12 protein-coding genes and 1 pseudogene are annotated in these 14,379 nt (G+C 70.0%); 7 read left to right on the top strand and 6 right to left on the bottom strand.

What is annotated here, in order from left to right; all coding sequences use genetic code 11:
• Nucleotides 1-212: 212 nt before the first annotated feature.
• On the top strand, nucleotides 213-1,643 hold the full coding sequence (locus ACGFU7_RS41795) for a GNAT family N-acetyltransferase (RefSeq protein ID WP_393703423.1): 1,431 nt from the start codon (nucleotides 213-215) through the stop codon (nucleotides 1,641-1,643).
• Here the strand turns inward: ACGFU7_RS41795 and ACGFU7_RS41790 are convergent.
• Complete coding sequence (locus ACGFU7_RS41790; RefSeq protein WP_393703390.1) at nucleotides 1,579-2,850, bottom strand: trans-sulfuration enzyme family protein; 1,272 nt, start codon at nucleotides 2,848-2,850, stop codon at nucleotides 1,579-1,581. The genes ACGFU7_RS41795 and ACGFU7_RS41790 overlap by 65 nt on opposite strands.
• 59 nt (nucleotides 2,851-2,909) lie before the next feature.
• On the opposite strand from ACGFU7_RS41790, the gene ACGFU7_RS41785 reads away from it, so the two are divergent.
• A complete protein-coding gene (locus ACGFU7_RS41785; RefSeq protein WP_393703389.1) occupies nucleotides 2,910-3,407 on the top strand; it encodes an Lrp/AsnC family transcriptional regulator in 498 nt (165 codons plus the stop codon).
• Nucleotides 3,408-3,455: 48 nt separating this feature from the next.
• On the top strand, nucleotides 3,456-5,141 hold the full coding sequence (locus tag ACGFU7_RS41780) for a DUF885 domain-containing protein (protein WP_393703387.1): 1,686 nt from the start codon (nucleotides 3,456-3,458) through the stop codon (nucleotides 5,139-5,141).
• 85 nt (nucleotides 5,142-5,226) lie between these two features.
• Here the strand turns inward: ACGFU7_RS41780 and ACGFU7_RS41775 are convergent, their stop codons facing one another.
• Nucleotides 5,227-5,715: a rhodanese-like domain-containing protein gene (locus ACGFU7_RS41775; RefSeq protein ID WP_393703386.1), complete on the bottom strand. Its 489-nt coding sequence runs from the start codon at nucleotides 5,713-5,715 to the stop codon at nucleotides 5,227-5,229.
• A gap of 94 nt (nucleotides 5,716-5,809) precedes the next feature.
• Here ACGFU7_RS41775 and ACGFU7_RS41770 point away from each other — a divergent pair, with 94 nt between their 5' ends.
• Nucleotides 5,810-6,256, top strand: a complete 447-nt coding sequence (locus ACGFU7_RS41770) for an Lrp/AsnC family transcriptional regulator (protein WP_393703385.1) — start codon at nucleotides 5,810-5,812, stop codon at nucleotides 6,254-6,256.
• Here ACGFU7_RS41770 and ACGFU7_RS41765 read toward each other — a convergent pair.
• Together ACGFU7_RS41765 and ACGFU7_RS41760 are read right to left on the bottom strand one after the other, a co-directional pair.
• Nucleotides 6,246-9,419, bottom strand: a complete 3,174-nt coding sequence (locus tag ACGFU7_RS41765) for an AAA family ATPase (protein ID WP_393703383.1) — start codon at nucleotides 9,417-9,419, stop codon at nucleotides 6,246-6,248. The genes ACGFU7_RS41770 and ACGFU7_RS41765 overlap by 11 nt on opposite strands.
• Nucleotides 9,416-10,582, bottom strand: a complete 1,167-nt coding sequence (locus tag ACGFU7_RS41760) for an exonuclease SbcCD subunit D (RefSeq protein WP_393703382.1) — start codon at nucleotides 10,580-10,582, stop codon at nucleotides 9,416-9,418. Before ACGFU7_RS41760 ends, ACGFU7_RS41765 begins: the two co-directional genes overlap by 4 nt.
• Before the next feature lie 1,123 nt (nucleotides 10,583-11,705).
• Here ACGFU7_RS41760 and ACGFU7_RS41755 point away from each other — a divergent pair.
• From ACGFU7_RS41755 to ACGFU7_RS41745, 3 genes and pseudogenes are all read left to right on the top strand, one after another.
• Nucleotides 11,706-12,284 (top strand): DUF421 domain-containing protein, encoded by a 579-nt coding sequence (locus ACGFU7_RS41755; RefSeq protein ID WP_393703381.1) that lies wholly within the window; start codon nucleotides 11,706-11,708, stop codon nucleotides 12,282-12,284.
• A 56-nt stretch (nucleotides 12,285-12,340) separates the two neighbouring features.
• Nucleotides 12,341-12,592: pseudogene (locus ACGFU7_RS41750) on the top strand (transposase); the annotation flags it as partial.
• Between the two features lie 62 nt (nucleotides 12,593-12,654).
• Nucleotides 12,655-12,951 carry a transposase gene (locus ACGFU7_RS41745; RefSeq protein ID WP_393703421.1) on the top strand — a complete coding sequence of 99 codons (297 nt, stop codon included), beginning with the start codon at nucleotides 12,655-12,657 and terminating at the stop codon, nucleotides 12,949-12,951.
• A 426-nt stretch (nucleotides 12,952-13,377) separates the two neighbouring features.
• Here ACGFU7_RS41745 and ACGFU7_RS41740 read toward each other — a convergent pair whose 3' ends face one another.
• Both ACGFU7_RS41740 and ACGFU7_RS41735 read right to left on the bottom strand, forming a co-directional pair.
• A complete protein-coding gene (locus ACGFU7_RS41740) occupies nucleotides 13,378-13,551 on the bottom strand; it encodes a CsbD family protein (protein ID WP_393703379.1) in 174 nt (57 codons plus the stop codon).
• 98 nt (nucleotides 13,552-13,649) lie between these two features.
• On the bottom strand, nucleotides 13,650-14,090 hold the full coding sequence (locus tag ACGFU7_RS41735) for a hypothetical protein (RefSeq protein ID WP_393703378.1): 441 nt from the start codon (nucleotides 14,088-14,090) through the stop codon (nucleotides 13,650-13,652).
• Nucleotides 14,091-14,379 lie beyond the last annotated feature (289 nt).

Below are 14,379 nucleotides of genomic sequence, written 5' to 3'. Positions count from 1 at the left end.
TGTGCCCGGGGCCCGCGCCCGGACAGGAGCTGCCGTACCGCCGCCTCATGGCCCGGGCCCGGAGCGTCTGCCGTACTACTGCGAACCGCAATCGATCAAGGCATTAATCCGCCAAAACATACGATAGGTGACTAGATCCACACTTAACCCATCAGTCACAGAGCGTTCGTGATCAGGCAACACCGCTCAGTCACAGTGAAGGCATGACTGATGTGACATCCGCCAAGACTGCCCGCCGCTCCCACCACTGGCGGCGGGACGTGACCGAACTGGCCGCACTGTTCACCGCGGTCGCGGTGGCCGACGCGATCGCCAACCTGATCGGACACCAGCCGGACGGACCGTATCTCCTGATCGCCTCGGCCGTGGCCTTGGCCGTGACAGCCGCGTTCCACACCTGGTGGGCACGGCGCCACAGCCACGCCCCGCCGCCGACCGGCACCGACCTCACCTCCGAGAGAGACAGCGTCTCCCCGACCCACCAGACCGACGCCGCCGCGACCGCGCTCGTGACCACGCCCACCGCCGCAGGCCCGGCCCTATCCCCCGAGGACACGGTGCTGTGGCGGATGCGTACCACCGTTCGGGACATCCCGGGCAGTCTGGCCGCGCTGTGCATCGCGCTCGCCCGGCACCGGGTCGACATCCTCACCCTGCAGACGCACCCGCTGGCAGAGGGCACGGTCGACGAGTTCCTGCTGCGCGCCCCCGCCCCGCTCCAGGCCCAGCAGCTGAGCCGGGCGATCTCCGCCGCGGGTGGTGGCTCCACCTGGATCGAGCGGGCCGACGCGCACGACCTGGTGGACGCCCCGACGCGCATCCTGGGCCTCGCCACACGCACAGCCCTGGACGCCGCCGAACTCCCCCTCGCCCTGCGTCAGCTGCTCGGCCGCTGCACCATCCACTCACTGCCCGCCGTCTCGATCACCGGCCGCGCGACCGGTGAGACCGCGCCCGTCGAGGGCGTGCTGGAGGACACGGTGATGCGGCTGCGCGACCCGTCCGGAGGTGCCATCACCATCGAACGGCCCTACCTTCCGTTCACCCCGACCGAATTCGCCCGGGCCCGCGCCCTGGTCGAGCTCGACGCCCTGCTCGGCCCCCGTGTGCCGCGCAGCGAGCAGGTACTCACCCTTCCCGAAGGCAACGAGATCACCGTGCGCCGCGCGGACCGCAGCGACCTCGAAGCAGCCCGCGCCATGCACGACCGCTGCTCCGAGCAGACGCTGCGGCTGCGGTACCACGGCCCGGTCCGTGATGCCGACCGCTACCTGGACCACCTGCTGAGCCCTCGTTTCGGCCGCACCCTGGCCGTGCAGACGGCCTCGGGCCGGCTGGTCGCCCTCGGCCACCTCCTCTGGGACGGCGACGAGACCGAGGTCGCCCTCCTCGTCGAGGACGAATGGCAGCGCCGCGGGATCGGCGCCGAACTCCTCGGCCGCCTGGTGACGCTCGCCATCGAGGCAGGCTGCGAAAGCGTCTACGCCGTCACCCAGGCGTCCAACACCGGCATGGTCGCGGCCATGCGTGCGCTGTCCCTGCCGCTGGACTACCAGATCGAGGAGGGCACGCTGGTCATCACCGCACGGCTGGACGCGACTCCGGTGCGTTCGCTGCCCCCGTACGAGCAGGCCGGCCGCTGATCTCCTGGCGGAGGACCTCCTGACGGAGGACTTCCGGACGGCCGGCCTCCTGTGAGCTCAGCGCCTGGCACAGATCGGCCCACAGGTCCTCTACATCCTCCAGCCCGACCGACATCCGCAGCAGCCGGTCCCCGACGCCGGACGCCTGCCGGTCTCCCTCATCCACAATGCGGTGGCTGATGGAGGCCGGATGCTGAATCAGGGTGTCCACACTGCCGAGACTGACCGCGGGCGTGATGAGCCGTACGGCCGAAATCACCCGGTGCGGATCCCCGTACACCTCGAACGAGACCATCGCCCCGCCCAGCTTCGGGTAGTGGACCCGGGCGATACGCGGATCGGCTGTCAGCCTGCGGGACAGTTCGGCGGCGCTCGCGGAAGCCGCCCGTACCCGGACCGGGAGCGTAGCGAGGCCGCGGAGCAGCAGATACCCCGCCATCGGGTGCAGCACCCCACCGGTGGCGAAGCGCACCTGCCGCAGGCGGGCCGCGAACTCCTCGTCGCAGGCGACGACCCCGCCCATCACATCACCGTGCCCACCGAGGTACTTGGTGGCGCTGTGCAGCACGATCCGTGCGCCGTGCTCGACGGGTCGCTGGAGCACCGGCGTGGCGAACGTGTTGTCGACGAGCAGCGGCACGGAACCGCAGGAGTGCGCGATCGCACGGATGTCGACCTCGGCGAGCGTCGGGTTGGCGGGCGTCTCCACCATCACCAGACCGGTCTCCGGACGGATGGCCTCCGCGATGCCCGCCGGGTCGGTCCAGGTCACTTCGGTGCCCAGCAGACCGGCGCCGAGAAGGTGATCGCTGCAGCCGTAGAGCGGACGGACGGCGACCACATGGCGTAGTCCCATGCTCGCCCGGACCAGCAGGACGGCGGTGAGCGCCGCCATTCCGCTGGCGAATGACACAGCGCTCTCCGTCCCCTCGAGCCGGGCGAGGGCCGTCTCGAAGCGGGCCGTCGTCGGGTTGTCCAGCCGCGCGTAGACGGGCGGTCCTTCGAGCCTGGCGCCGGTGGCGGCAAAGGTGTCGATCCGCTCGGCCTCGCCCCTGGAGTCGTACGAGGGGTAGGTGGTGGACAGATCGATCGGCGGGGCGTGCAGGCCCAGGGCCGCGAGATCGTCGCGGCCCGCGTGCACGGCTTCGGTGGCCAGCGCCCTGGAGCGGGTTGTCGTCGAGGGCGCCATCGAGGATTCAGTATCCATGACGCCACTCTGAACAAACTCCGGGTCTTCGTCCGAAAACCCCGTGCTACGTTCGGCAGATGGCCGATTCAATCGTTCTCGACCCGGTGGACCTGCATATTCTGCGACTGCTGCAGAACGATGCCCGGACCACCTACCGCGAGCTGGCCGCCGAGGTCGGGGTCGCGCCGTCGACCTGTCTGGACCGGGTGACCAGGCTGCGCCGCTCCGGTGTCATTCTCGGCCACCAGCTGCGTCTGGACCCGGCGAAGCTCGGCCGCGGCCTGGAGGCGCTGCTCTCCGTACAGGTCCGTCCGCACCGCAGAGAGCTCATCGGCCCGTTCGTCGAACGCATCAGGACGCTGCCCGAGTCCCGCGCGCTCTTCCATCTGACCGGCCCCGACGACTATCTGGTCCATGTCGCGGTCACCGGCACCGCGGATCTGCAACGCCTCGTGCTGGACGAATTCACCTCACGCCACGAAGTGGCCAGGGTCGAGACCCGGCTGATATTCCAGCAGTGGGAGTGCGGACCGCTGCTGCCACCGTCCGCAGGATCGGCGGGGACCAGCCACTGAGGCCGAATGATGATGACGCGGAGGCCCCCGCCGTACGAGGATGTCGGCATGTCAGACACTCCCAGCAGCGCGCTGCCCCGTCAGGTCGCCGACGCCTACGTCGACGCATTCATCCAACTCGACCCGATCGCCGGTACCTTTCTGGGTGTCGCGGAGAGCTCACGCCGCCTTCCCGACTTCTCCCCCGCGGGACAGGAAGCTCGTGCCGAGCTCGCCCGCACCACCCTGGCGAAGCTCGATGCCGCCGAACAGCTGCCCGGCGCGGACAGCGATGCCGAGCGCCGCTGCGGCCGCCTCCTGCGCGAGCGCCTCACGGCGGAACTCGCCGTCCATGAAGCCGATGAGGGGCTGCGCGCGGTCTCCAACCTCCACTCCCCGGCGCACAGCATCCGTGAGGTGTTCACGGTGACGCCGACCGAGACCGACGAGGACTGGGCGGCGGTCGCCGACAGGCTGCGAGCGGTTCCCGCCGCGCTGGAGGGCTACCGCGAGTCGCTCGCGCTCGGCCTGGAGCGCAAGCTGTACGGCGGCCCGCGCGCCACCGCCACCTTCATCGGCCAGCTCGACGAGTGGGCCGGCGACGGCGGGGCCGGCTTCTTCGAGGACTTCGCTGCCGCCGGCCCGGCGTCTTTGCGTGCCGATCTGGACGACGCCGCCCGCCGGGCCACGGAGTCGGTCGTGGCGCTGCGCGACTGGATGCGCGCTGTGTACGCCCCCGCGGTCGAGGGCGCGCCGGACACGGTGGGCCGTGAGCGGTACGCGCGCTGGTCGCGCTACTTCAACGGCACCGACCTGGATCTCGACGAGGCGTACGCGTACGGCTGGTCCGAGTACCACCGGCTGCTCGCCGAAATGAAGACCGAGGCCGAGAAGGTCCTGCCCGGCGCAGGTCCCTGGGAGGCGCTGGCCCATCTCGATGTGCACGGCAAGCACATCGAGGGGGTCGATGAGGTCCAGGCCTGGCTGCAGAGTCTGATGGACGAGGCGATCGAGGCCCTCGACGGTACACACTTCGAACTCGCCGAACGGGTACGGAAGGTGGAGTCCCGCATCGCCCCGCCCGGCGGCGCCGCGGCCCCGTACTACACGGGCCCGTCCGAGGACTTCTCGCGCCCCGGCCGCACCTGGCTGCCCACCATGGGCGAGACCCGCTTCCCGGTGTACGACCTGGTCTCCACCTGGTACCACGAGGGTGTGCCGGGCCACCACCTGCAGATCGCCCAGTGGGTGCATGTCGCCGACAGCCTCTCCCGCTACCAGGCGTCGCTCGGCGGTGTCAGCGCCAATGCCGAGGGCTGGGCTCTGTACGCGGAGCGGCTCATGGACGAGCTGGGCTTCCTGCCGGACGCCGAGCGCCGCCTCGGCTATCTGGACGCGCAGATGATGCGGGCCTGCCGGGTGATCGTGGACATCGGCATGCACGCGGAGATGGAGATCCCGGCGGACTCCCCGTTCCACCCCGGCGAGCGGTGGACCCCTGAGCTGGCCCAGGAGTTCTTCGGCAACCACAGCGGCCGTCCGGCCGACTTCGTGGAGAGCGAACTCACCCGCTATCTCTCGATGCCGGGGCAGGCCATCGGCTACAAGCTGGGCGAACGCGCCTGGCTGCTCGGCCGGGAGAACGCCCGCAAGGCGCACGGTGACGCGTTCGATGCCAAGGCCTGGCACATGGCCGCGCTGTCGCAGGGGCCGCTCGGACTCGACGATCTCGTGGACGAGCTGTCCAAGCTCTGACCCGCCTCTCGCCCCCTCCCCTCCTGCCTTCCGCACTGCTTGCGAAACGGCCCGGTGGGAGGGGGCGTTCGTCCGGCCCGGCCGGTCAGCAGCCGCAGTCGTCGGAGGCGACCGGTGCGGTGAACGGGTCGGCGTCGCGCCGCTCGCGCCCCTCCCAGGTCGCGAACTCGAAGCCCTCGCGCATCCAGTACTCGAAGCCGCCGAGCATCTCCTTGACCTGGTAGCCGAGTTCGGCGAGCGCAAACGCGGCACGCGTTCCGCCGTTGCAGCCGGGGCCCCAGCAGTACGTGACCACAGGGACGGCCGGGTCGAGAAGACTCCGGGCCTGCTCGGGGATGAGGGCGGTCGGCAGATGGACCGCGCCGGGGACATGGCCCTGGTCCCAGGATTCGGTGGAGCGCGAGTCGAGGAGTACGAAGCCGGGGTCGCCGTCGGCCGCGAGCGCGGCCGCGACATCGGAGACGTCGGCGTGGAAGGCCAGCGAGGCGCCGAAGTAGACGGCCGCCACGCCCGGAGAGGCCGGCGGGACGCGGAGGACGGGGTTGGCCGCGGTGGCGGTGAGCTGCGATGTCATGCCCAAAAATCTACGACCGGTGATCCTTCCCGGGAAGATGAGATCCCCGGCACAACTCTTGATCTGCCGGGGATTTCCCTGTTGTCTCCTGAGAATGACCGACTATTCCCCGGACGCCACCGACTGGCGCATCCTCGATTTCCTGCAACGTGAAGGGCGCGCGACGTTCGCCGAGTTGGCGCGGGCGGTGGCGATGTCCCCGAGCGCCGTGACCGAGCGGGTGCGCAGGCTGGAGGAGGCCGGGGTGATCAGCGGTTACGCCGCGGTGGTCGACCCGGAGCGGCTGGGAATGCCGATTCTGGCTCTCGTACGGCTGCGCTATCCGAACGGCAATTACAAGCCGTTCCACGATCTGCTCGACACGACTCCCGAGATCATTGAGGCCCACCATGTCACCGGCGACGACTGTTTCGTGCTGAAGGTCACCGCTCGCTCGATGAGTCACCTGGAGGAGGTCTCGGGGAAGATCGGCGCCCTCGGCTCCGTGACCACGAGCGTTGTCTACTCCTCGCCGCTCCCCCGGCGCGCCATCAGCCGCTGACCCCGTCCGCGGTGCGGTGCCGTACCGCCGATCCGTGCCGCTCCTTCACCACTTCGAGCTGTGCCGGGATACGGCGGCGCAGATCGGCGACATGGCTGACGATGCCGACGCTGCGGTCCCGCTCACGCAGCGAGTCCAGTACGTCGAGCACCTCGTCGAGGGTCTGGTCGTCCAGGCTGCCGAAGCCCTCGTCGATGAAGAGGGTGTCCAGCCGTACGCCGCCCGCCTCGTCGGTGACGACATCGGCGAGGCCGAGCGCGAGGGCGAGCGAGGCGAAGAACGTCTCGCCGCCCGAGAGCGTCGCCGTATCGCGTTCGCGGCCGGTCCACGCGTCGACGACATGCAGGCCGAGACCCGACCTGCGGCCTCCGGTACGGGCATCGGAGTGGACCAGCGTGTAGCGGCCGGACGACATGCGCTGCAGCCGTGCGGTGGCGGCTGCAGCGACCTGTTCCAGCCGTGCGGCGAGCACGTACGACTCCAGCCGCATCTTGCGTTCGTTGTCCGCGGAGGTACCTGCGGTGAGCCCGGCCAGCCGTGCCACCCGGTCGTACTCCTCGCGCAGCGGACCGAGCCTGCGCACCTCGTCCGCGGCGCTGCGCGACAGCCGGCCCAGCTCGGCGCAGCGCTCGCGTGCGGCGGCCAGTGCCGCGGAGGCGTCCCGCAGCTGCCGTTCGGCCGTGTCGTACGCGGCCTGCGCGACGTCCACCGCGGCCCGCGGGCCGTCGGCGGCTGCTCGGGTCGCGGTCTCGGCGAGACGGTCGGCGACGGCGGCAGACTCGGACTGCCAGGCGTCGACGAGGCGCTGGAGTTCGCGCTGCTGGGCATCGGTGAGGAGGGTTGCGGCAGCGGCCTGCGGGGTGTCGAACCCGGCCCGGAACGCGGCGTCCGCGAGCCGGCCGTCGGCCTCCTTGCGGCGCTGTGCGGCCGTCTCCTCCTCGCGTACCGCCTCGGCGGCTGCGGCGAGCAGACCGACCCGGCGCTCAAGCAGCTCGGCGTGCTCGGCAACGCTGCCGAACTCGCCTCGGGCGGTCGCCAACTCGGCATTCAGCGCGGCCTGTTCACGGTCCAGCCCTTCCCGCAGGGAAGTACGGGCCGCGGCCCGGCGCTCGGCCAGCTGCCGGCTCTCAAGGCGTTCGGCCTGTTCCCGCTCGGCTACTGCGAGGGCCTCGCGCGCCGCGTGCATACCGGCGGCGGTCCGGTGCGCCTCGGCATGCATGCGCGTCAGCCGGTCTACGAGTGCGCCGAGTTCGGCAACGGTGGGGTCGGCGACAGGCTCGGCGGCGGCGCCGGGAAGAGACTGCTCGACGCGGGGCACACCGATGGCAACCGCCCCGGCCCCGGCCACCGACCCGGACGCGGCCGACTCGGCAGCAACAACCCCGGCCGTCTCAGCGGCATCAGCACCGTCCCTCGGCTGCGGCACGGCCGACTGTGCGGCGACACGGGCCGCCATGTGCTTCTCGCGTACGACCCCGAGCTCCCGGTCCGCATCTGTGCGTGCCTCCTCGGCCCGCCGGTACGCATCGAGAGCCCTCTCCTCGGTGGCCCGGTCGACATGCCCGTCGGCCGCGCGGGCGGGCTCGGGGTGATCGGCCGAACCGCACACCTTGCAGTCCTCGCCGTCCACCAGCTCCGCAGCCAGCTCCGCGGCGATGTCACGCAGCCGTCGTTCGCGAAGCTCGAGCCACGACTCATGGGCACCCGAGGCCCGCTCACGGGCCACGGCCAGCCGCTCGGCGGCGGCCGACGCCTGGATGGCCAGCGTGTCGCGGCGGCGGGCCGCTTCCAGCCGTGCGCGGGCAGGCTCCAGCCGGCCGGCGAGCTGTTCGGCGCGAGTGGCGGCCTCCTGAGCCTCCTCGATGCGTGCCCGCAGTTCGTGGCGCGTCGATTCCCAGCCGGCCAGCCAGCCCTTCGCCTCGTGGATCAGCTCGTCGTCGGCCCGGGCCTGGCGCTCCAGTCCGGCACGCTCGGCGTCGATCTCCGCGCTGCGCCGCTCGGCGCGCTTCGCGGCGTCGAGCCCGCCGAGGTCCTGCCGGAGCCTTCGCTCCAGTTCCGCCAGTTGCTCGGCACCGGCGTCGGCCAGGGTGTCGGGCAGCAGTGCACGGGCGCGGTCACGGGCCTCGCGGGCCGTGCGGTACGCGCGCTCGGCATCGTCGCGCAACTCCAGCGCGGGGGCGACGAGGTCCGCCTTGCGAGCCCGAGCGAGCCGTTCGTGGTGTCGGTCGTGGTCGGGGCGGCCGGCTTCGACTGCGGCGGCGCGGCGCTGCGTCTCCTCGTTACGCTGCTGGAGCCCGGCGAGTTCACGCTCGCTGTCGAGGGCGAGACGTGCGGCCGACTGCCGGCCTTCGGCCATGGCCAGTACGGACTCGGCGATGCCGAGCCGTTCCCGGGCGCTGCTGCGGGCCGTCGCGGCCCACTCCAGCACGCCGTCGGCGAGCCCCGGCTCGCCGGGCTGGATGTCGGGCAGCGGCGATTCACGCGCGGCCGGTCCGGCGGCCTGGGCGATCCGCTGGGCGACCGCGAGGATGCGTTCGTCCCCGGCCCTGACCTGTGTTTCGGCCGTACGGCGCAGTTCGGCCAGGCGCTCCTCGACTGCGGCGAACCGGCGGGTGTCGAAGAGCCTGCCCAGCAATTTGCCGCGCGCCTCGGCATCGGCGCGCAGGAAGCGTGCGAAGTCGCCCTGCGGCAGGAGCACCACCTGGCAGAACTGGTCCCGGCTCATCCCGACGAGCTGGGTGATCTCTTCGCCGATCTCCTGGTGCGAGCGGCTCAGCGGCCGCCAGCCGTCCTCGGGGTCGCACTCCCGCAGCCAGCTCTGGGCCTTCTCCGTCGTGAAGCCGTTGCCCTTCTTCTTGGGGCGCGGCTGTGCGGGGCGCCGGGTGACTTCGAGGCGCCGGCCGCCGACGGTCAGTTCCAGCTTGACCTCGGTGGGGAGGTCTGCCGGGGCGTGGTCGCTGCGCAGCGAGGTGCCGGGACTCTGGCGGGCGCCGGGCACCGCGCCGTACAGGCCGTAGCAGACGGCGTCGAGGACCGAGGTCTTGCCGGCGCCGGTCGGCCCGTGCAGCAGAAAGAGCCCGGCCGAGGACAGTGCGTCGAAGTCGATGTCCTGGGTGGCGCCGAACGGGCCGAAGGCGGTGAGGCTGAGTCTGTGGAGTCTCAACGGTTCACCTCGTGCACGCTGTCGTCCACCCGTACGTGGTCGAAGGCGCCGCGCAGCACCGCTCGCTCCTGCTCGTCCGCTGCGGACCCGCCCCGCACATGTGCCACGAAGTCCTCCGCGATCTGCTGGTCGTCGCGCCCCTTGAGGCGCTGTGCGTACGAGGCGAGCGGGTCATCGGGGGCCCGGTCGGGTTCGAATACGAGACTGAGTGTGTGCGGGAACCGCTCTGCGAGGCGGGCCATCGGCTCGACCGGACGCACGGGGTCGGTGAGCGTGGCCTCCACCCAGGATTCCCGGTGCTGCTCCAGCGCGGGGTCGTCGATGAGGGTGTCGAGGCGGCCGCGGAGTCTGGCGAGCGGACGGGGCACCGGGCAGTCGATGCGCTCGGCGGCGATCGTGCCCGAGGCGTCGAGGTCGATCAGCCACATCGTCTTGCGGTGGACGGCCTCGGAGAAGGAGTACGCGAGCGGCGAGCCCGAGTAGCGGACCCGGTCGGTGACGGTCTGGCAGCCGTGCAGATGCCCGAGTGCCACATAGTCGACGCCGTCGAAGACTCCGGCAGGTACGGCGGCCACCCCGCCGACGGTGATGTCGCGCTCGCTGTCGCTGGGCTCGCCGCCCGCGACGAAGGCGTGGGCGAGCACCACGGACCGGGTGGTGTCCGAGCGCCCCGCGAGGTCGGCGCGTACCCGGTCCATGGCTGCGGTCAGCACCGCCTCGTGCCCTGCGCGCTCCGCCTTGAAGACGTCCTTCACCAAGGCCGGTTCCAGGTAGGGCAGCCCGTAGAACGCCACGTCGCCGTGGGCGTCGCGCAGGACGACGGGGGTGGCGCAGTGGGCGGGGTCGGTACGCAGATGGATTCCGGCCCGCTCGATCAGGCCCGCACCGACGCCGAGCCTGCGTGCGGAGTCATGGTTCCCGGAGATCATCACGGTGGGCACACCGGCGGCGGCGAGCCGGTGCAGTGCATCGTCGAAGAGCTCGACCGCGGACAGCGGCGGAACGGCCCTGTCGTACACATCACCCGCGACGAGGACCGCGTCCACCTCGTGCTCGCGCACCGTCGCCACCAGGTGGTCCAGGTACGCGGCCTGGGCTTCGAGCAGGGAGACCCGGTGGAACGACCGCCCCAGGTGCCAGTCCGATGTGTGCAGAATCCTCAATGTGACGCTCCGACCTGCACGTTTCCCCTCACTCCGCTCCCAGAACCAGCACCGAACCAGTACCGGCCCCGCCACCATCACCAACTACGCTAGCGCCGGTCAGCAGCTGATCCATCACGGACCTCAGTCTGCCACCGGCGTCCGGGGTGAGATGGCCATAGATGTCAGCGGTGATCTGGATCGTCGAGCGGCCCAACCAGCGCGAAACGTCCAAGAGTGAAACCCCACTCGCAATGGCGCCACCGGCAAAAAAGTGCCGAAGCGTGTGTGCTGTCCACGGCTCATTCCCATAGCCCGCCTTCTTGACAGCACTCTTGCCTATAGAGAGCTCGTCGGGCTCACTACGCGATAGGACTTTCGCAGCAAGTCACGCCCGGCACCGCGTCCTGGGGGCGGCTGGGGAGAATCCTCATCGTTTGAGACCCTGGGGAGTTTGGCGGCGTAAACGAGAAAGCTCCTGAAAGACACCGCCAGAAGCATTCTCGCAGGTCAGGCGCCTAGAACTCACCGAAAGCCGCTCAGAGACCTGGGCTCGGCGCCTGCATGACGCAGGTGCCGAAATCGTCGGCCTCGACAATTCCAGGCAGGGATCCGCCCTCCCGTATGGGTGTGACGTAGCGGGTCGCGGTGACTTCGGTGAGTATTTTCCCAGGTTATCGGGCCCGACATCCGGTCTTCACGAGCACGCTGCGGGCCGAAGCCCGCTTCTCCACCAGAACCTGGGATGAGCCGTGGGGAGAATCCGGGGAGTTTCGGCTCCGAGCTTCTCTCCTGCTGCCCAGCAGACCTTCGATGACTGGCGCCCGCGGCAGCGTGCCTCGATGATCACGCAGGACGGCCGGCGCCCGGTCACTGCCGGCGGGTCCCGATCTCGCGCCCGGAGCCATCCGCACCAGGCACGGCACCATCACCGACGACCTGACACCCACACGGGTGACGCCGCCTGCCGCGGCACTCCCGGGACCTGCTACGGATCCCACAACCGCTGAAACGCACCGCCCCTGTCAGGCCCTCACCGCAGCCCCGACGGGGCGCTGCCACGCCCGGGTGAGCGCGTCGGTGCCGCGGCCTGCTGTGATCAGAATGGGCGGGTTCTGGTTGACCCGAGCCCCTGAGGAGCGCCATGTGGCACGACCTGATGTCTGTTCAGATCCCCATTGCGGACAAGGTGCTGCGCACCGTCGCGGTCTACACGCTCATCGTGATCTTGTTCCGGCTGAGCGGTAAGCGGGGACTGGCGAACTTGAATACCTTCGACTTCGTCGTGATCTTCCTGTTGTCCAATGTCGTCCAGAACGCAGTCATCGGCAACGACAACAGCCTGCTCGGCGGTGCGATCGGCGCCATCACTCTGGTCACGATCAACGCTCTGCTCAACCGGTGGCTGGCCCGTAACGAGCGTGCCGTGCGCCTGGTGGAGGGGAAGCCGACCACCATCATTCAGGACGGCAAAGTGCGTACGAGTGCCCTCAGGCACCTGGCGCTGCGGCCCACAGAGATCGAGCACGCCGTACGACTGCAGAACGGTGAAGACATCAGCGATGTCGCTCTAGGACGCCTGGAGCCCGACGGCCAACTGGTCATCGTGCTGAAACCGTCCCACCAGAACGCCACCCACGCGGACGTCAAAGGGCTGGAAACCCGGCTCGCCGCGATCGAGGACCGCCTGGCGTCGCTGGCCGCCAGTCCTGGTAACGGTTGACCTGGGCTTGATCCGCTTTGACGGACATTCGAGATCAGGGGATCAGCCCCGGGAGGATGTCCATCATGGAGAGCATGGGGAAGAGGAAGCCTCGCCCTCGCCGCTCGTTCACGCCGGAGTTCAAGGCCGAGATCGTTGAGCTGTGCCGACGCGGTGACCGCTCGGTCGGTCAGATCGCCAAGGACTTCGATCTGACCGAGACCGCGGTGCGTGACCGGGTGAAGCAGGCCGAGATCGACGCGGGCGAGCGTGACGGCCTGACCAGCAGCGAACGCGAGGAGCCGGCCGCGTTGCAGCGGGAGAACCGCCGCCTGCGCGAGGACGTCGACATCCTCAAGCGGCCCAGTACACCAGTCAGCAATTCGCCTCCCTGGCAGACCAGTTCGGCATCCGGCTGTCGGTCGGCCGCACCGGCCAGTGCTGGGACAACGCGCTTGCCGAGTCGTTCTTCGCCACCATCAAGCGAGAGTTGCTCGGCACCGCCGCCTGGACCAGCCGGGCCGCCGCCCGCACCGCGATCTTTGATTTCATCGAGGGCTGGTACAACTTGCACCGACTACACAGCAGCCTCGGCTACCGCAGTCCCGCTGACTCCGAGACCGCACTCGCCGCCTGTCCGACCTGGCCCGCGTCTTCATCGACGGAACCGAATCCCTCACCGGCCTGAGCACCTGACCCCGCTCGCCGAGCCCCACTTCAAGCAGAACAGATCCGCCCGCCACGGCGGTTGCACATCACACCAAGCAGCCCGAGCCCCCGGCCGCGACATCACACGACACGGCCGAGGAGCCCCGGATGTCCCTCCGGTCGAAAACCGAAGCACGCCTCCAAGCACGACCCGAAGCAGCGGCCCAGGCGCCGGACGCATGCGACGGTACGGCGCCTTTCCCGCTGAGCGAGGCAGCGCCGCCCGTATGGCGAGCAGCAAGTCCGCCCCTGAGCTGATCCTCATCGCGTCCCGCGACTCACCCATGGCCGTTGCCTAAGTGGAACGCGTCCGTGCCGAGCTGGTCCCGGCGTAACCGCCCCCTCCCCCCGAGGGCGTACCGACTGCTCCCGGACACAACCGGGGCCGGGGCGAGGAGTCGAGTGGTCAGTGTTTGAATGCGTCCTTGATCTTCGCCCCTGCCTGTTTGGCGTTCCCTTTGACCTGGTCACCGCGCCCTTCGGAACGTAGGCGCCAGCTGCCGGTCACGCGACCGACGGTCTTCTTGGCTCCGCCTTTTACCGCTTCGGCCTTGTGCGCAATCTTCCTGCCGATACTCATGAGTGGCTGCCTTCGTCAGTCATCGGTGTTGGGACGGGCCCGCCCGGTAGGGATCGGGAGCGATCTGCCGGTCGGCGATCTGTGCGTGTGACCGGGGTCTACTGGGGGGCGGATCGGTGCCCGAACAGATGCGGCCACCTGCTCCGATGGCCGCTGTCCGGGGCGACAGGGCGGTCGTCGTGTGGTCGGTCGCTCCCCCGCGCATGTGCCGTCTCCCCGCGGCCGGTCTCCCGGGGAGCGACCGCGTCGTCGCGCTCCGCCGCCGGCTCGCGGCCGGGCTGCCTGAGGCCCCGGCGCGAGGTTCTGGAATGGTGGGATGGGCGGCGCACAGCGGCCACGACCAGGCTCAGCCCGAACACAGCCAGAGCCCCGACGGCGATGCCGTAGAGGAACAACGTGCCGGTGGAGCCGGTCACGTGGTATCCGAATACCGAGAAGCCGTCGGTGAGCTGGTGTGCGCTGCCACCATTGGTGACAACGCCGGCTACGGCGACGACAACCGCGGCGATCAGGATGATGAGCCCCAGGATGACAAGCATGACACGCTCCGGGAATTGCGGCGTATAACCAGACTAAGTCCGCAAAAGGCAGTAAGCGTCAGTCCGCCACGTCAGGCTCGGCGAGAAGCGCGGGCGGGCTCCGCACCAGCGTGTCACGGGGTGCATGCGTGAACCAACGCATGCCGCCGGGGCTTGCACGACGGCGACGAGAGGGAGTAGACGGTATTCGCACTGCGGGGGGGTGCCCCTATGGGTTTCGTCAAGCGGTGGGTAACGTCCGTGACGGCTGGTCTTGAGCCGGGGAAAGCCTGATTGACCAGGGGCAACG

This window comes from Streptomyces sp. NPDC048473 (assembly GCF_043200155.1).
Taxonomy (GTDB): Bacteria; Actinomycetota; Actinomycetes; order Streptomycetales; family Streptomycetaceae; genus Streptomyces.
The sequence above is the reverse complement of the archived record's forward strand: the minus strand, read 5'-3'. Positions and strand labels throughout refer to the sequence as shown.